20 protein-coding genes are annotated in these 16,113 nt (G+C 64.7%); 4 read left to right on the top strand and 16 right to left on the bottom strand.

Going from position 1 to position 16,113, the window contains the following annotated elements:
* Positions 1–415: 415 nt before the first annotated feature.
* From H7I87_RS03000 to H7I87_RS02970, 7 genes are all read right to left on the bottom strand, one after another.
* Complete coding sequence (locus H7I87_RS03000) at positions 416–1,744, bottom strand: AAA family ATPase (protein ID WP_083071420.1); 1,329 nt, start codon at positions 1,742–1,744, stop codon at positions 416–418.
* Positions 1,745–1,888: 144 nt separating this feature from the next.
* Positions 1,889–3,061: a hypothetical protein gene (locus H7I87_RS02995; RefSeq protein WP_083071421.1), complete on the bottom strand. Its 1,173-nt coding sequence runs from the start codon at positions 3,059–3,061 to the stop codon at positions 1,889–1,891.
* Entirely contained in the window at positions 3,058–3,237 is a 180-nt protein-coding gene (locus tag H7I87_RS02990) for a hypothetical protein (protein ID WP_085241308.1), read from the bottom strand. The genes H7I87_RS02995 and H7I87_RS02990 overlap by 4 nt, the downstream gene beginning before the upstream one ends.
* A 155-nt stretch (positions 3,238–3,392) precedes the next feature.
* Positions 3,393–4,706, bottom strand: a complete 1,314-nt coding sequence (locus H7I87_RS02985; protein ID WP_083071457.1) for a vWA domain-containing protein — start codon at positions 4,704–4,706, stop codon at positions 3,393–3,395.
* Positions 4,707–4,711: 5 nt separating this feature from the next.
* Positions 4,712–5,812: an AAA family ATPase gene (locus tag H7I87_RS02980; protein ID WP_308010082.1), complete on the bottom strand. Its 1,101-nt coding sequence runs from the start codon at positions 5,810–5,812 to the stop codon at positions 4,712–4,714.
* A 359-nt stretch (positions 5,813–6,171) separates the two neighbouring features.
* Positions 6,172–6,417 (bottom strand): hypothetical protein, encoded by a 246-nt coding sequence (locus H7I87_RS02975; RefSeq protein ID WP_083071423.1) that lies wholly within the window; start codon positions 6,415–6,417, stop codon positions 6,172–6,174.
* Positions 6,418–6,420: 3 nt separating this feature from the next.
* Positions 6,421–6,807 carry a DUF6247 family protein gene (locus H7I87_RS02970; protein WP_224164051.1) on the bottom strand — a complete coding sequence of 129 codons (387 nt, stop codon included), beginning with the start codon at positions 6,805–6,807 and terminating at the stop codon, positions 6,421–6,423.
* 813 nt (positions 6,808–7,620) lie between these two features.
* Here H7I87_RS02970 and H7I87_RS02965 point away from each other — a divergent pair.
* Entirely contained in the window at positions 7,621–7,911 is a 291-nt protein-coding gene (locus tag H7I87_RS02965; RefSeq protein WP_139800105.1) for a hypothetical protein, read from the top strand.
* A 111-nt stretch (positions 7,912–8,022) separates the two neighbouring features.
* Complete coding sequence (locus tag H7I87_RS02960) at positions 8,023–8,496, top strand: hypothetical protein (RefSeq protein ID WP_139800106.1); 474 nt, start codon at positions 8,023–8,025, stop codon at positions 8,494–8,496.
* A 60-nt stretch (positions 8,497–8,556) separates the two neighbouring features.
* Here the strand turns inward: H7I87_RS02960 and H7I87_RS02955 are convergent, their stop codons facing one another.
* Positions 8,557–9,177 (bottom strand): DinB family protein, encoded by a 621-nt coding sequence (locus H7I87_RS02955; protein ID WP_308010081.1) that lies wholly within the window; start codon positions 9,175–9,177, stop codon positions 8,557–8,559.
* A gap of 390 nt (positions 9,178–9,567) precedes the next feature.
* On the opposite strand from H7I87_RS02955, the gene H7I87_RS02950 reads away from it, so the two are divergent.
* The gene (locus tag H7I87_RS02950) at positions 9,568–9,855 is read left to right on the top strand and encodes a hypothetical protein (RefSeq protein WP_083071425.1); all 288 of its coding nucleotides are present in this window, start codon (positions 9,568–9,570) and stop codon (positions 9,853–9,855) included.
* Positions 9,856–9,858: 3 nt separating this feature from the next.
* Here H7I87_RS02950 and H7I87_RS02945 read toward each other — a convergent pair whose 3' ends face one another.
* Positions 9,859–10,611: a DUF6884 domain-containing protein gene (locus H7I87_RS02945; RefSeq protein WP_083071426.1), complete on the bottom strand. Its 753-nt coding sequence runs from the start codon at positions 10,609–10,611 to the stop codon at positions 9,859–9,861.
* A 200-nt stretch (positions 10,612–10,811) separates the two neighbouring features.
* Entirely contained in the window at positions 10,812–11,183 is a 372-nt protein-coding gene (locus H7I87_RS02940; protein ID WP_083071427.1) for a hypothetical protein, read from the bottom strand.
* Positions 11,184–11,628: 445 nt separating this feature from the next.
* Between H7I87_RS02940 and H7I87_RS02935 the strand changes: the two genes are divergently transcribed.
* Complete coding sequence (locus tag H7I87_RS02935) at positions 11,629–12,054, top strand: hypothetical protein (RefSeq protein ID WP_083071428.1); 426 nt, start codon at positions 11,629–11,631, stop codon at positions 12,052–12,054.
* A gap of 39 nt (positions 12,055–12,093) precedes the next feature.
* On the opposite strand, the gene H7I87_RS02930 is transcribed toward H7I87_RS02935, so the two are convergent.
* From H7I87_RS02930 to H7I87_RS02905, 6 genes are all read right to left on the bottom strand, one after another.
* Complete coding sequence (locus H7I87_RS02930; protein ID WP_141251248.1) at positions 12,094–13,062, bottom strand: hypothetical protein; 969 nt, start codon at positions 13,060–13,062, stop codon at positions 12,094–12,096.
* A gap of 400 nt (positions 13,063–13,462) precedes the next feature.
* The gene (locus tag H7I87_RS02925) at positions 13,463–13,714 is read right to left on the bottom strand and encodes a hypothetical protein (protein ID WP_083071430.1); all 252 of its coding nucleotides are present in this window, start codon (positions 13,712–13,714) and stop codon (positions 13,463–13,465) included.
* Between the two features lie 87 nt (positions 13,715–13,801).
* Positions 13,802–14,008 (bottom strand): hypothetical protein, encoded by a 207-nt coding sequence (locus H7I87_RS02920; protein ID WP_139800109.1) that lies wholly within the window; start codon positions 14,006–14,008, stop codon positions 13,802–13,804.
* Positions 14,009–14,200: 192 nt separating this feature from the next.
* The gene (locus tag H7I87_RS02915) at positions 14,201–14,461 is read right to left on the bottom strand and encodes a hypothetical protein (protein WP_083071431.1); all 261 of its coding nucleotides are present in this window, start codon (positions 14,459–14,461) and stop codon (positions 14,201–14,203) included.
* A gap of 216 nt (positions 14,462–14,677) precedes the next feature.
* Positions 14,678–15,529, bottom strand: coding sequence for a DUF4333 domain-containing protein (locus H7I87_RS02910; RefSeq protein WP_139800110.1), 852 nt, complete (start codon positions 15,527–15,529; stop codon positions 14,678–14,680).
* 38 nt (positions 15,530–15,567) lie between these two features.
* Positions 15,568–15,978 (bottom strand): hypothetical protein, encoded by a 411-nt coding sequence (locus H7I87_RS02905; RefSeq protein ID WP_085241310.1) that lies wholly within the window; start codon positions 15,976–15,978, stop codon positions 15,568–15,570.
* Positions 15,979–16,113 lie beyond the last annotated feature (135 nt).

The following is a 16,113-nucleotide window of genomic DNA, read 5'->3' as shown; positions in this document are numbered from 1 at the left end:
GCTGTTCTGCACGGCAATTCCGCCGCCTGCCCACTCTTCCGGCGACATCGACCACGCCCACACGCCCGGCCGATCCGGGCGTACCGGGCCGTGTTCGGGTCCGAGTTGTTCTAGCTCGGCTCGGCATGCTGGGCATCTGTCCGTGGCCGCGTCAGGCCCGTAGAAGCGCAGGTAGGTGCTGTTGTGGCATACCGCTACGCGCACTCGGTTCGCGGTGGTCTGCGCTGCCATGAGCGAAGTAGCGGTGTTAACACTGGTTGTGATGGTCATCGTTTCCAGCCCCTTCCTGGGCTCACGTCCCGGCTACCGGCCGGGGCTCTCCTCAATGGTTGCTGCTCAAGCATTCTCGTTTGAACAGGCCCCCTCATACTATGACCACCCACCGACAACCACTTCCCTGGCCGAACCGGGCCGCTCACACGGCGTTGGTGCGCAAAATCTGGTCGAATACCGCTGCGGCAGCATCCAGGTCATCCTCACCGGCATGACCCTCTAGCACCGCCTCGGTCTGCTCATCGACTAGCACCGTCAGGTGGCAGCGATGCCGGGACAGCATCACGCACAACCGGCTCGCGTCGAGCGAAAACCCTTCGGGGATACGTTTTCCCACCATCGGATGCACCGCCACCGCTGCTGCACGCTCAAGCCCCTGCAGGGCGTTGGCGGTGCCTACAAGCACGCCAGGGAACTCTCCCAGGGTGGCGCGGATCGCGGCAGCTTGCGCCACGTGGGGCACCACGACGGCGATATCGGACTCCCCCAGCGGGCGGCTACCCGCCGCGGTGCTCACGGTCGCGCCGTCGAGCAGTTCACGTACCCGTCCGACTGTGGCGTCGATAACCGATTGCGACGTAGGCCCGTTGGCGGCAGAGACGGCGCGGTGCGACAACTCCGGCAACTGGACCCCGCCAAGGGTTAGGTGCTCGTCGGGACGCCGGGATGTGAACGGCAACTCGGGGTAGAACGCAGATTGCACCAGCGCGGTCGTCGCGGGTCCGAGCCGCCAGGTGTAGCGCAACGCGATGATGCTCACCGCGTTGCGGTGCGCTGCGGCCAACGCTTGCGGGCTGGGCAAGTGTGGCCCGGTCGGGCTGTCGGCCCACCGCGAAGTGTCTCCGGTGACCACCGGAGCGATCTGTCCCGGATCGCCCACCAGGACCAGGCTCGCGTTTTTCGCCATCGAACCCAACGCGCACAAGTCGCCGTAGGTGCATTGGTAGGCCTCGTCCACAATCAACAGATCTGCACCGAGCCGATCCGGTTCGGATACAAGCCATTTCGCGGTTGTCGCAACACGTACCGCGCCGCCGCTGGCGGGCCAAACGTCGTACTTGTTCCCGATGATCGGGCAGTCGCCCACATCGGGGCGCGGCCCGCCGGTTTTCCACAGCACGCCAACCTTGTCGCGGTCGCCAACCGCAGCCAGACGGCGAGCGATATCGGTGGCTTGCGCCCTGGTTTGGGCCGCGATCCCCACGCGCAGCCCGCCCCGATCCGACAGCAGGGCACCCAAATGCACTGTCAGTCTGGTCTTTCCGCTTCCCGGCGGAGAAGGAACGATGACAGCCGGGGCACCACCCCACGCGGCCAGAACGATCTGCGCGGTGACGGGATCGGCCAGCAATTCCTGCCCCGGGTAACCAGTCCCCGGGCGTGTGGCTGGGCGCGCGGCGGTCTCGTCTTGTGTCCCGGCTGCGGCGGCAGGCGTCGATACCCGGTTGTTGAGCGGCTTAAATGCACGCATCCAATGGCCCCTTTCCGGGCTCGCGTCCCGGCTACCGGCCGGGACTTTCGTTCTACGAACCGGGGAAAACCCTTATCCCCGTTCAACACCGAACGTTACCGCAGCCCACCGACAAGCCGCGCCCGCCGAACCGCGCACAGCGGGCTATTCGGTTTCTGCCGCCGCGATCAGCACATCGAGCGGCACTTCGCGGCTAAACCTGCCGGGCGTCTTGCCCGCGGTGATCCATGACTCTTTGCTGGTCAACAACCGCCGGTAGTTGTACAGATCGGAGTTGACCCGCCGACTGTTCGGGGCGGCAGGCATCAGCGACACCCATTCCCCCGCATTGGGTCGAGCTTCGGCCCGCACTCCGCTCACGGTCAGGTGCAGCGCGCCGTCGATGGCCTCGGTGGCGGTGATTTCCCCGACGAACGGCCACGACCGATCGAAGCTGTCGATCCCGTTGGGCCAGCCGCGAACCTGCGCGCCTTCCCGTAGCCGTGAATCCATCCGCTCGCAGGCCACCGTGAACCGTGTCCCGGTGTGATCGACGACCACTCCCCCGGTCACGGTGCCGGTGTGTACGGCGCGGTGTCGCCACAGCCTGTCCTCGAGCAGAACCGATTCCCACAGTTCGGCGGCGTTGCAGCGCCGCCGCAAACCCAGCGCGGCCGTGGCCGGCGAATCGGGCACGGTCCAGTCGCCCCCGTCGCTGAACCGTTTCCCCGCGCTGCGGTAGGTGTAGTGGTCGTCCTCAAGCACCGGGGCCAAGCTGTCGATCGGTTCCCCGGACGCCAGAATCGCCGCCCACTGCCCCAATCCCGCGACACCTTCAGCGACGCCGAAAACGCGCCGCCAGTACGCGGCGGCGCGCTCGTCACCGGGCACCCCGCCGGTGATGTAGCGCTGACGCGAATGGGCCAACAGGTTGATCACGGCCCCGGTTCCCGGGTATCCGGTGCGGTCGAGCCACCATCCGACAACCGCCGACGCCTCGGCTACCGCCCGGTCGCCGTCGAGGCGCAGCGCCCGCGCAGCACCCGCCAACACGGTCATGGTCGCAGCATCGGGAACGACGAGCTGGCGGGCAGTCTCACCATCGAAGCGCGCCCCGGCTGCGTGCAGCGCGGCCATGACGGCCGCTGCCCCGGTGACGGTGACCGCCGGCCCGGTGATGGTCGCGATGGTTGCGCTCACCGTGTCACCATCACGGCTGGCATGCACCAGAAGTGAATCGGCCGAAAGCGTGAACAGTGGTCGCGCGACCCGCAATACAGGCTGCCCCACCTGGGCGGCGTACAACCGCTGGGCCAGGTCATAGAACTCGACGGTCACCGCTGGACCTTCCCGGCGCGGCGGGCCATGTCCCAGCCGTGGCGCAGCGCCTCGGCCGCTGAACCGACAGGCGCAGCATCGTCTCCTGTGGTGTCCTCGACGGTCAGGCCGGTGCCGGCGAGGATGCGCTGCGCATAGGCCATGAGTCGTTGATCGATGCCGACCGTTTCTGCCATTGCGGTCTGCCCCTTCCTCGGGCTCGCGCCCCGGCTACCGGCCGGGACTATCAGGTGGTATGCCGCCTTTCAGCGGAACATGTTCAGACCATAACAGCCCCCACCGACAAGACCGCCCCGCCAGCGTGCGGCGGGGCGGTCCAGTCGCGGGCTCGCTAGGCCGCGCGGGAAAGGCGTTGTCCCGCACCGGATGGAACGGTCACAGTCACCGCGAACTCCGGTGTGCATTGCGCCAAACCAGCATTGCCGATGACCACGCAAATCAACTGTGCCCGCCCGGCCGTTTCCGGCCACGGAGTCAGTCCGTCGGAGCAGACGATCACCACGTCAGGTACGGGACGCAGCGCCTCGGCGGCAGCGATCCCGATCCGCATATCGGTGCCACCACCGCCGATCAGCGCAATGTCCTCAACCCGCGATACCCGTTGCGGGGCAGACGCCGCGGCATCGACGGTCAACACCACCAGCCGTTCGCGAGCCACGCCCGATGTGCGGAGAACACCTTTGATTTCCGACAGCGCCGCAGCCAGATCGGCCGGACTCATCGAACCTGATGTGTCCACCACAACAGCCACCGTGATCTTCGGGCCGCGCAGACCGGGGAACAACACATCCCGCGACCGCCGCGACGGACGTACCAGGCTGTAATCGGTACGGCCAGCCGCTTCGGCGATCACCCGCCTAATCGCAACCCGCAAAACACGATTCCACGGCACCACCGGTGGAGCCAACACGGCATCGGCCCAGCGCCGCACACCGGCCGGAACCGTGCCCCGCCCGGAAGCGACCGCCGACGCAACCGCTTCGGCGACCGCTTGGCGAATCCCGTCCGCCGTTGCCGGGTCGATCCCGCGCCGCCCGCCGATCACGTCAGCGGCCCCCAGCTCACCAGGCACCGGATCACAACCCGACCCCGACCCGCAACCCGGCCCGTCCTCACCGGATTCCGCGCCATCCGCGCCGTGCGACCCACCGCCACCGGACTGCTGCCCGCCAGCACCGCCAGCGGCGTCCTGATCGCGCATCAGCGCGGCGTAGTAGTCCTCGCCTAACCCGCCACGGGGCTGGCCGAGCGCCTCGGGTGTCACCGGATCGATCGGGAACACCAGACCGGCGTCGAGCAGATCGTCATTGATCTCCGCATCACCGGCGTAATTCCACGCAATCTGAGACAACGGTTGCGGCAGCGCATCCGCGCGGCCAGCGTGATCGCGCAACAGGTGACTCGTCTCGTGCAGCAACGCCGTCGCCGTTTTCTGCGGCCCCCACACCTGATCGCCGACAAGCACCGCCGGATCCATGTAGAGCCGCCAGCTACGGTCCACCGCAAAGGTTCCCAGCCCCGGCGCTGCAACCGGTATCACCGAAAACAGCCCATCGGCGAAATACCACATCCGGTCAAAGGCAACCAGATTCGCTGTGTGATACGCGCGGAGTTCATTATCGGTCAGCTCACGCACCGCCGTCACCGCGCTCATGCCGCACTCCCCTGCGAGTCGTCGGCCATCAGACCGGCAGCGATCAAAATGGGAATAAACGCGCGCGCAGCCGCAGGAGGCTTCTGAGCGTCCACCGGCATAACCTTGCCCAGCGCACGCGCCGCAGCCGCCGCCACATCTGGACGGCCAGCCTTCGCGCACGCCGCCAGCGGCTGCCACGCCCGCCGCCACATCTCCTGCGTCCCAGCCTGCGCAGCCAACGTGGCGACCCCGTTCAGCACGGCCCACAACCGGTCAGGGCGTTCCTGCGCCCAATCCACAATGGACGGGTCGGCGATGACCGCAGCAGGGTCGGGAAGGTCGCGGGAGTTGAGCCATTTTAGGAACTCTCGACCCGCCGCAACACCGACCAACCCAAACACAGCGGCCTGGACAGCCGCCACGTCGTCGGCCCGCAGACGCGCCAGCACAGCGGTCAACATGTCCCAGGTACGGTCAGACGGCCATGCACCACCCAACTCGGCATCACTGTCGGGACGCGCGTTGCGCAACAACGCAGGCCGCGCCGTCACAAACGCTGTCACCGCCGCGACCAGCGAGGACACATGCGCCTCAGTGGGTACGACCGCACGTGACGCCGGAACCGCTTTCCAGCCGGTGATCATGCCCTCAACCCACTCCTCGACCGTGGGTTCGTAATCGACATGGCAGAATCGGTTGGCCATCGGTGGGGCCAATTCGTAACCGCCAGCGGACAATTCGGGCGGATTCGCCGCCGCGAAAACCCACACATCCTCGGGAAGCCGCAGGTCCTCGCCGACCATCTTGTCCAGCGCGACTGCCAGCATTGCACCCTGAGTGCTCGCCGGCACGGTCGTCAGTTCCTCGAGCAGCAGGATTCCCTTACCCGCTGCCACCAGCCGCTTAGCCCACGCTTTCGGCTCCGTGCGCACCCCATTACCCGCCGGGTCGATATAGGGAAGCCCCACGAAATCAGTTGGGTCACTGTGCGATCCGGTAACTATCTCGACCGGCAGATCATAGGCCGCACCCAGCGACCGCACCAGTGACGACTTGCCCATGCCCGGACCTGACCGAAGCAGCAGCGGCACACCTGCCCGCCCACACGCTTCCATCAGCGTCACACACGTTGCGGTATCAGTCATCAAATTGCCCCTTCCGGGCTCACGTCCCGGCTACCCGCCGGGACTCTGTTCGGTGATTGTCGGCGATCTCTCACCGACATCCCTGACACTACAACAGGGGTCCGACAAGTCTCTGACCAGCCACAACGCCCGCATATGGGGTTCTCCCCGAATAAACTTTGCTTGCGCGTTCAGCCCCTGTACCAGGCGCGGCAGCGTTCGCTGTTGTCTCGTTTTCGTCGATTCGCCTTCGGCGCGGTCCGCGCTAGCTCTTGCCCGTCCTTATCGCCTAACGCTGGCGATGCTGCTGTTGACCGCAATTTTTCAGGAGTGGAGATTAAGCGGGACGGTTAGAGCGCGACCAGTCGGAGGATGATGATCGTCACGTTCTGCTGCACCACGGCATACGTGATGAATCCCATGCCGTCGCCGAAAGTCGTCGTCCAGTGATCGGTGGCCTTGTCGTAGCTGCCGTAACCCTCGGGATCATCGCGAATCAGGTCGATCTTGGCGTCGATCAGCCGCTGCGTTTCGGGTGGAAACGAGTCGTACTGCCGTTGTGGAAAGTCTGGCCACACAACCCGGTAGCGGGCCATTAATTAGTGGCTCTTCCACTGTCCATCAGACGTTTTCGTATACAGGCCACTGACATCACCGGCGGCAACACGAGCAACCAGGGCGCGCTCTTCCTCTGTGGGCGGATGCATTCGCAAGTACGCGCGTCCCCACCATTTGTCTATGACCGCCTGAACACGGGCAAGGTCGAAATCGTCGTCGGTCTCGGCCAGAGCGATCCGGAATTCCGCCTCGAATTCGACTAGATCGTCCGGCGCCAGTTCGGCCAGGACAGCGCGGATAGCAGGACCGCTGCGTGCGGGGGGCTTGGGCGCCGGCCCACCGCCGCGATCATGAGGGCTGGTACAGCTCGATGTCACTGTCGACGTCCAATCCGCTTCTGTCGGTTCACCCTGATAGGCGTCACCCATCCGCACATTCCAGACCTTACCGTCGCCCACTGGCAACCCAGGCTTACCGACATGCTGGACACAGCGTGTCCTTGCTGCAAACGCCTGCCCACGAGGTACGTACTCTGGGCGGCCAGCAACTCGTCAATCCCCGGATTCATCCGTGAGGGGCATCAATTGGGCCTACCAGTCCCTTGGCCGGCGCCGGTCCCACCAGGGCGCGGATCTCCATACACCCTGTTCGATCGTCGCGGCGCGAAAACGCTCATCGAGCCGGGCAACAGCAGCCCGTAACCGGTGAGCGCGCCTTCCGCCGTTGCACATCAGACTTTCGAGCTGGCTGCGTGCAGAGTCGTCGCGCAGCAGCGGGTCGCAACAAGGACAGTCTCTTACCCAGGGCACGTAGTCGCCTTTGCGTGCAACGCTTTCGGTGAGTTCGACGTATTTACGCCACTGCTGAAGGTATCGCAACGCGGCGCCATCTTTGCGCGGTTTGCGCGGGCGATGCGGATTCATCGGCGAACAGAGGCGGTGACCTCTTCGACGGGATTTTTCATGCTGAGCGTCGTCACGTGACGCGACCGCTGAGTAGACGACCGTAGTGTCGTCGTCGTCCGACGACGGTACGTCCGTTTCGGGGTTTGCGGCAAGTGCTGGGATGCGGGATCTCTCCGGCGACGCGGCGACCTTGGGCGGAAAACCGCGGTTCGCGCACAATGGGCATCGTGACCGTTAGGGTCCGCCCAGGCTGTCGACTCGTCGGTCCAGCCGGTGTGGAAGCGCACTGGCTACAAGTTCTCCCCATACGCGGCCCAGCAAACGGGCCAGTGGTGAGTGCTGCGCCTCAACTACGACTTCCCTGCGCACGTCCTTTACACAATGTTTGTAGACGGCAAGGCCGCGCTCGATATCGCCGCAGATGTCAACCACCGAATCCCGCTCGCGGCCAGTATCGGCGCACTTAAACCGTTCGACTCCAATGCTGGTGAACCTGTGTTCGCGCCGGAGCTCGCCGAAACCGTGGCGCGCGCGGTGGCCCAATACGTCGTTTACGGCAGCGAAGTCGACGATCCTTGCGACTGGTGTGACCATTTGGCAGGCGACGACCCCATGACGCGGCTCTGACCGCTCCATTTCGGGCCGCGAATGGGTGCGCGCAGGCGGTAGCCTAAGCGTGCAGTGTGGTGCTTAGCGCTTAGATGCTGGCCGCTGGCTGGGAACGTAGGAGGGGCCGTTATGGCAGGAGCGCCGGAGATTCGGGTGACGCCTTCGGAGGCGGTGTCGCAAATGTCGGCGCTGCGTGGTCGTTTCGAGGAGTCACAGCCCGACACCAGCCAGACGTTCGGCCCGGGCATCGATACCCGCATCGCCGACGCGGCCCGAAGCCAGCTACAGGCCAGCAAGCAGGTGGTGTCCGATGCGGCGGCCACCGCCGGTCAAGGCAGGGACGCTGCCACGGGCTTGGACGAGCAAGACCGGCAAAACCTGGCGAAGGTCGAGGCCGTGCGTTCGGAGCTTGCCGGTTTCAACGCTGGCCGTGGCGGCGTGGACGCGCCTCGGCTGGCAGAGGGCGAGGGTTGGCGCCCGTGGGGAGATGATGACGATGGTGAGGTCGACGAATGGGGAACGCCGATCCCACACCTGCCCGTAGTTCATCCCGATGGCGCCGGCCCTGGCCCCGGCGTCACCGGCGGCCGGCCCCCCATCTGACCCCATCACCCTCAAGGCCGCTGACGTTCACCCGCACTCAGGTGGCCGCTTCCCGGGTCCTTACTCGGAGACCTCGGTTGGTTTCGTCGCCGCCTGAATCTGCTCGGCAAGGATGTCTGCGTGGCCGGCGTGGCGGGCGACTTCGGCGATCATGCCCAGATAGATGAATCTCAGGCTCACGCTGCCGACGATGTGGTGTTCGACGGTGTCGTCCAGCTTGAAATCAGCGGCCAGTTCGTTGGACCGTCGACATGCCGCAACGTACTCGGTGATGACGTCGGCGAGCGTTTCGTCGTCGGCGACACCGAAGCTACCATCGCCGCCGCTGGCATGGCCGTCGCATTCGTCGACACTCATGCCCGCCAGTGTTCGTTGGAACCAGATGCGTTCGGCCGCGGCGCAATGCTTGACCAATGAGATCGGCGTGGTCAGGGAAGGAACGAGCTTTGCGCGGGCTTGGGTGTCGGAAAGATGTTCAACAGCTCGCACAAGCTCCCTGCGGTTGAGGTCCAGGGTGTTTTCCAGCAGCTCTCGTTCGCTGCCCGTGAACGGACGGCCGGGATCCAGTGCAGCAGTCATGTCGAACTCCTCTGTGTGCGTGGGCGTTTCGATACCTGGTCGTTGCCGGTTGATGGTTTGCAAAGGCAGCGTGGCTGCCCCGGCTGCCGACAGCTTGATCACCGAAGGTGTATCGGTCGGGTCGGCGGCGTACGGTGCCGATTACGGGCGAATCAGAGCCGGACTGTCTGGCGAGATGCGAGGCATCGGTGTCCTGGCCGTCCCCCGCCGTGGTGGCGGCGCATCCGGGTGCGTCTTGCGCGAGGCACTCAGCATACCGGGATCGCAGCTGTAGGGACTGAATAGTCGGTAGGGGGCCGTCGTGTGCGCCGGCATGGCTCCATCGCCGCGCCGCCAGGCGAGATTCCCTGCCCTCGCTTCGAGTCGGTTGATACTGATCTCGTGGCGCCAAGGCTCTATCGGTTTCTGCTTGGCTTGCTATGGACAATCAGCGGCGCGTTAATGGCGTTCAATCCGCCGCCACCCGGGGGACGCCGGGCGCACTCCTTACCGGTGGTCGGCTTGGTCACGATGGTGGGCGGCATCTACTTCGTCGTCAACGCCCTACGCACACGCGACGTCAAAGACACTGGAAAGGCGCCACGGCATGCTGCCCCGGCGAGCGCACGCGACGCGGTCAAGTTCTTCGCGGGCAATGCCGTCATGCTGGCGGCTGGCGCCGGCATGTTGTGGTGGGGAATCGACTCTGGACAGCTCTCGTTAGTGGGGCTCGCAACCGCCGCAATCGGCCTGTCGGTTCTGGCGATACTGCTCTGGTTGTTTTACCCCGGAATGCGGTGACGTCTACGCGCCGGCTGCCGCACTCGAATGCGTTGCCGCTTCGGCAAGTAGCGCAGACAGCACCGCCCGCTGGTATCCGATGCCAGCCGCCCCAAGGTAGAGGTTGACGAGCTCGATGCAGCCGCTGCCGCGCTGCTCGATGATCTCGAGGGCTTGCCGCACGACTGCGAGGTAGCGGCTCGGAAGTAACGCCTCAACGGTGTCCACATGTTGCGCCGACAGCTGCGTTGCCAATAGGGCGACGTCGACGGCGCCCGGCTGGCCGAAGGTCACATCGTAGGGCTGGATAACTCGCTCAAGTCGAACCAGCCCGTACTTGGCAGACAGAATCATCACGCGCGCATCGACCATGTGAGCCCGCGCTTGGGCTGCACGCACAGTGAGGCGGAAGTGTGCGCTGTCGTAGAGCTCGCCCGCCGGCGCTCCCCTGGCGAGTTTGCGGGCTGCACACGGGATCAGAACCAGGGTTGACGGGAGCGGGTCATGGCTTGGTTCCGTAGCAAGCCAACGAACAACGGTGTCGAGCTTGTTGCCACCGCCACCGCCGACACTGTAATGCGGTGTCGGATCGTCGATGTATCCGGTGCCTGGGCCGAGCGGGTAGAAGATCGCGCAATCGACGGCCTTGCCGGTGCGGCTGTAGCCGACAATCAGCCGTTGCACGCCCCGACCGAAAACGCTGTCATGCGGTTTGTGCTCAACACGACGCCACCCGTGGCGCTGGGCGGCCTCATTGACCGCTGTCACTGCATCCATGATCAAGACACCTCGATGACCAGGGACACCGTCGGGCAGTGGCCATCAGCCAGGCTCGACGCCGCCTCCGCTGCAGCGCCCCCGTTGCACAAATGCCCGCGTACGCGGATCGTGGAGAGCGCCTGCTCCTGGGCTGGGGTCAGCTTGCTGCTCATATCGTTTCGGCTCCGATCCCGTGTCGCTTGGTTGCTGTTGTGCGGTCAGCAGACGCACGAGTTCAGGCCGATGCCGCCGCACTCGGGGCACACCAACCCGACATGCATTGGCCGGTCAGGTCCCATTGCGTGCAGCTTGGCGCCGACCTCAGCGATACCCTGGGCGACCCATGACTTGCGCTCGTGATTCCAGGTATTCGCGGCGGGTCGGGGGTTAGCGCGCACGAACTCCAGTACAGCGAGGGCCACCTCGTTCTCGGTGATCCCGTAGCCGAGCACATTGGCGACCTCGCAGGCGCCGTCGAACTTCGCGCGACTTGTCTTGCGGTCGATAGGCCGTTGTGCCTCGTGGAGCTCGGCGGCCAGCCGTAGCAGCTTGGTCGCGAGCGCCTGGACGTCAGGGCTGATTGCGCGCATGCCGTGGCCTCCTATCCCCACCTGTTGATGCGTCAACAGTAGATCATACGCCGTGTTGATACGTCAACACATTTGACTTAGGCATCGTCCGCACCGTGCTTGATCACACGTGCCAATCGCGCGGTCGTGCGGCGTTAGCGTGTCGCACTGCCAATCCCGCCGCGCAGTGAGAACTCGCGCTATCACGAAGGCGCACCAACTAATTCGGCTGCCATACATCATCGCCGGATTGACACTGCACTGCCCCCAACCGGGACGCGGGATACCGCAGAGCAAGGCACATACAACCCCGCCCGCGCTCGCCCCACATAACTGTTGGAGGCAGGCTCGCCGTCCCCGCGCTGCGATGACCAGAAGCTCTTATCGTTTGCGGGCTGTTGACCCACCAACAGCCCGACAGCTAGCCTGTCGGTGCACCGACACCCAGTGAGATGGGAGCCCACTCATGGCGGCGGCACTGGCCGAGCTCACGACACCCAAGGACGGTGAACACATGGCCCGAGGCAAACCGGTGCGTGTCGGCGGCACAGTGCGTACCATCCCGGCCGCCAAGGTCGCGCGCTTTGAGGCGATCAACGCTCAACTCGACGACCTGTTCCCCGATGACCGCGGACGCGACCGCAGCCACGAGCGTGCCGCAGCCCGGCAGGCCGCAGCGCTATACCTGCTCGGCGACCTGGACACCTACGACGCCGGCGATGCGCTCGCCGATGCGCGGCGCGCGCTCGACGCGGCCGCGGCGGCCGCACGCGTCGTCGTCATGCTCGCCAACGAGGACCGCGGGCCCGGCCATGAGGCGCCGCTCTCGCGTGAAATCCGTGTCGACCGACTGACGGTGCGCAAGTGGATCGGCAAGCAAGACCGCCGTTGATCAATGCCGCGATGCTCGCAGATGTGGGGGTTCTCGGTCTTACAGCAGCGCCTGCGCCCACCTATCCGGCTCGACGAGCTGGGCCAACGTCAAACCGGTGACCTCCTGCAACGCACCCGGATAGATACGCTCGTACATCGCATTCCACTGGGTGGCCAGCTGCGGTGGAGTTAACATCCACTCAGCCGTAATCCATCGCAGATACCAGCAATCGCCAACCCGGTCGGCCTCAAGAAGCCCACGCCGGCGCAGTCCTTCCCACAACTGGGCGACGATCCGCGTGTGGGGCCGCACCGGCCTCGGAAGACGGTCCACCTGCACCCTGCAAAGGACATAGGGAAGACCCCAGATCCGGGCAGCATGAGCGCGGTGAGTGCCGCTGACCACTTCGTATACAGGCCCCGCCGGACCCTCGATCTGATTCAGCAGCATGGGATCGTTTTCAAACATCTCCGATAGCCAGTCGTCCAATCCCCCGCTGGCAACCGCATCCCTTAGCCACCCCGCAACCCTGATGACAGTGTCGCGCACCGGTTCCCGATCGATGACATTCCACACCGGGCTGGACGTGGACACCAGCAGCCGCGATCCTATCCAATCAGCCCAAATCGCCCATCCCCGAACAGCGCTACCACGAACACCGAGCGCACCGACATCCGATTCATCGAACGGTGGCATGAACACGCGATTCGCCCCAACCTGCGGAGCATTCCGATTCAAGTCGCTCGCCCGCTCCTGCGCCACCAGGACAAGCTCGTCACTGATGGATGGGATTTCCCGCCCGAGTGATTCAAGCAACGGCACCATCTCGACCGGCCGCCTTGCCCTGAGCTGGAATTTGAGCTCAGCGGCGACGTCGGCGGCCTCACGGCCGGCCTCCGGTGACCAGCCGAAGTCACGCACCTCATGATTAGGCCGCACCCGATACACCGACCCCGACGCGTTGAATCCCTCGGCTCGCCTCAGCAGCTCCGCCACCGTTTCGCCGTCGCCGGCGACACCCTTCACGCGCACTCCATCGCTGCGGGAAGCGCTGAAGAACCCGTCGTTCCTCCACCGCACCGAGTCTGCGGAAACCCCGTCATGCATCGAACCCGCCATAACCGCATAGGCTACGTTCCCGCGCCGACACGGCTTCGCAAGGTCACTACATCAAGCGGTTCGCTACCGGGACACATGGTGCGCTCGAACGCATTTCACGACCGGCGCGATTGCGGTCACGACCTGTCTTCTCCCCGTCTGCGATCGTCTCCGCGAGAATGGGGCCGAGCCGACGGTGCGGCCGAATCGCCGCCGTCTTGGGTTGTCGCCGTAGTCCCAGTCCCAATCCCGGCCGTCACCGTGGTTGTCCCACTATGGAATTGGGTTGCCCCGCAATCGCTTCACCGCTGGGCGCACCGATGTATCGTCACCGTGCCTCAACAGTCCACACGTCACGGGCATCATCGCTGGTGCCCATATCCGCAATCACGTGTTCATTGACGCCGAGATCGTATCCGTCGAGCACATCGTGAAGCGCCTGCGCTAACCCTGCGTCGCTCATGGTTTCGTACTCGCCGCGGCTCAACGCACCATCAGCTTCTCCTAGCAGGTCGATGACGTCTTCGCGGTCGTATGCCCGGACGTACCTCGTTGTTGTTTCCAAGGTCACTTCGATCATGCCCTTTCCTCCTTAAGCCAGTACATGGCGGCCTGGCGGCGACGGCAATTCGGGATTTCGTTGGCACACCACCATTACCGACCGCGGTCAGTAATGGGTGACGATGACGACGAACTGCTCGGCCGAATCGTTTGGTGCAGGGAAGCCCCAGCCCCAGCGGCTGTGGTCCGCTTCATCCCGCCAGCCGAGCCGAAGCCCTACACCCTCGCTGAGAACGCCCTCTACTAAAGCCGCCACAGGTAGGTCACCGTTGAAATCACCGAGCCACTCGCGCAGCGCACGAGTGGTAGTCACCTCAGATCCGGATGGCGCACTTCCCATTTTCTATTGCCCTCCCTCTTTTGGTTCAAATTGACCCAATTAGCTTTGCCCCCAAAGCTATTCCGTCCTGCTTTGTCGCGACTACTGTTCACTGCGGGCCGGGCAGGTGGTGCCGGCGCAGAGCGCGTGAACGAAGCTGCGTGGCATGTGTTTGCTCGGTTCTGCTCAGGCGTAGAAGCGGCGGATCCAGTCGGGATTGAGTTCGTCACCGTACCGGCGCCAGTCCTCGACGAACCGTTCGCCAAACTTGTCCCTCATAACAACAGGGGCGCCGTGGTCGCTGCCTACGAAAGTGGCGTTGTAGGTCTGTGGTTCGGCATCGGGAAAGTGATACGTGACTGTCACGTCGTAGGCGTACTGTCCTGCAACACCGTTGCGGCGACTAATCTTGTCGACCGTCTTGGTGATCTCGCCGGCCACATCCATGGTTCCCCCTTTTTTGCAGCAATCCGTCGCCTGTTCTCCCAAGGTGGGCAACGGATTTCAGATCTCCGAAGCTGCTAGCGGCAGCCCCCTCAGCTACCCGTGTTTGACGGTACCGGTAAGGGCTTCCCGGGATTAGCTGCGAAACGCACGGACCACCGGTTTGCTCACCGTTCCCCGGCGCGGGCAACAATAGGCCACCTTTGCGGGGGGCCCGCGCTACTGCGGGCGGCCAACCGAGTATGTGCCGGCACTGTCGAGAAACGTCATCTTCGCCTGCAGTTGGTGGCCGTCGATGGTGAACTCGCAGGTGAATGTGGCGCCTTTGGCGATGACGGGGTTGACACCGTTGTTGCAGGTGACGTCTTTGACGTCGTGCAGGCCGTATCCGGTGGTGGAGTCTGTGAGCACCCCTTGGACCGCGGCCTGCGTGGCCGCGACGTCGAGGTTGTCGGCCAGCAACGATTTGACTGGACCGGCCCGCACGATAACGACGGCCACCAGAGCGACCGAAACGATCACCGCGCCGACCACCAGCGGTATCAACCAGCGCCAATCAAAGCGGCGTTGAGGTTCTGGTGTGGTCGCAGCCGGGCCTGCGTAGGGGCTTGGTGCCGGTGACGGCAGGTAGGGGCGGATTGGTGCGTAACCCGGCGGCGGATAGGTGGGCATGGGGGATGCAGGCCGCGGCAGCAGCGGCGCCGACGCAGGTGGTAAGGGTGTCGACGCTGGCGGCCTTGGCGTGAAGGTCTGGTCAGCGGGCGGGGCGGGCGGTGCCGGTGCTGGCCAGGTCGCTGGCCGGGTTTGTTCTGCGGGATCTGTTGTTGCTGGCGAGGGTACAGATGGTGGCTTCAACGGCGATGCCGACGTGGCGGAGGCAGGCGCGGGCACCACCACTGTTGTTTCCTCGCTGGCGGTTTCCGAGGCGGGGTTGATGACGACCGTTTTGTCAGGATCAGGGCCCCCTTTAGGTGGCACGACGACGGTGGTTTCTGAATCGGGCGGCGAGATCAGCGTGGTCTCCTCTTCGCCTCCGTATTCCGGCCGCGAAAAATCATCCGTGTTTCCCAAAACAGCACCTCCGCCTTCAGCAGTATCTCGAACAGGGCTCAATGTCTTTGACAGCACACCGCCAGGTGCCGGCGTAGTGCTTGAGGATTCTGATGATCACTGGTGCAATCCTCGTTGGCGCGGGAATCCCACGGTTGATGCTGCCGGAGGGCGCCAAAGCCGTTGAAACCCGAAATGCATTGCGCCGCTTCGGCTCCCTTTACCCCGCTGGCGGGAAAGGCCGGCCGACCAATGTGGCTGTCATCGTCGAGCTCTCGTTGCTCGCCGCCGCCCCACTGCAGCCCGGACGGCGGGGAGGCCGGGCGCTCAAGAGAGGTCCAATCCGGAGCCACGATCGGATTGATTCGGCCGTCTCGGATCCGCCGGAAATACCAGAAGGCGAACACGACAACGAGTGCCATCAACGCCACCATCACCGCGCACCACAAGATATCGGTGATGGAGGGCACCCCTTCATTCTGGCACGGCCGGGACGCCGGAGGGGCCTGGCCCTTTTGAGCCCGGGCGGGGGCTACCGCCTGCTGCGGATTCCACACGGTCTCACGACTCAGATCCCGGCGTGCCCGCCGAACAGCTCAACTCAA

This window comes from Mycobacterium timonense (assembly GCF_025821985.1).
GTDB classification, from domain to species: Bacteria; Actinomycetota; Actinomycetes; order Mycobacteriales; family Mycobacteriaceae; genus Mycobacterium; species Mycobacterium avium.
The sequence above is the reverse complement of the archived record's forward strand: the minus strand, read 5'-3'. Positions and strand labels throughout refer to the sequence as shown.

Coding starts and splice junctions, on each gene's coding strand:
- H7I87_RS03000 (WP_083071420.1), bottom strand. CDS start 1,744: ATGCGTGCATTTAAGCCGCTCAACAACCGGGTATCGACGCCTGCCGCC.
- H7I87_RS02990 (WP_085241308.1), bottom strand. CDS start 3,237: ATGGCAGAAACGGTCGGCATCGATCAACGACTCATGGCCTATGCGCAG.
- H7I87_RS02980 (WP_308010082.1), bottom strand. CDS start 5,812: ATGGAAGCGTGTGGGCGGGCAGGTGTGCCGCTGCTGCTTCGGTCAGGT.
- H7I87_RS02975 (WP_083071423.1), bottom strand. CDS start 6,417: ATGGCCCGCTACCGGGTTGTGTGGCCAGACTTTCCACAACGGCAGTAC.
- H7I87_RS02970 (WP_224164051.1), bottom strand. CDS start 6,807: ATGGGTGACGCCTATCAGGGTGAACCGACAGAAGCGGATTGGACGTCG.
- H7I87_RS02960 (WP_139800106.1), top strand. CDS start 8,023: ATGGCAGGAGCGCCGGAGATTCGGGTGACGCCTTCGGAGGCGGTGTCG.
- H7I87_RS02945 (WP_083071426.1), bottom strand. CDS start 10,611: ATGGATGCAGTGACAGCGGTCAATGAGGCCGCCCAGCGCCACGGGTGG.
- H7I87_RS02940 (WP_083071427.1), bottom strand. CDS start 11,183: ATGCGCGCAATCAGCCCTGACGTCCAGGCGCTCGCGACCAAGCTGCTA.
- H7I87_RS02935 (WP_083071428.1), top strand. CDS start 11,629: ATGGCGGCGGCACTGGCCGAGCTCACGACACCCAAGGACGGTGAACAC.
- H7I87_RS02925 (WP_083071430.1), bottom strand. CDS start 13,714: ATGATCGAAGTGACCTTGGAAACAACAACGAGGTACGTCCGGGCATAC.
- H7I87_RS02915 (WP_083071431.1), bottom strand. CDS start 14,461: ATGGATGTGGCCGGCGAGATCACCAAGACGGTCGACAAGATTAGTCGC.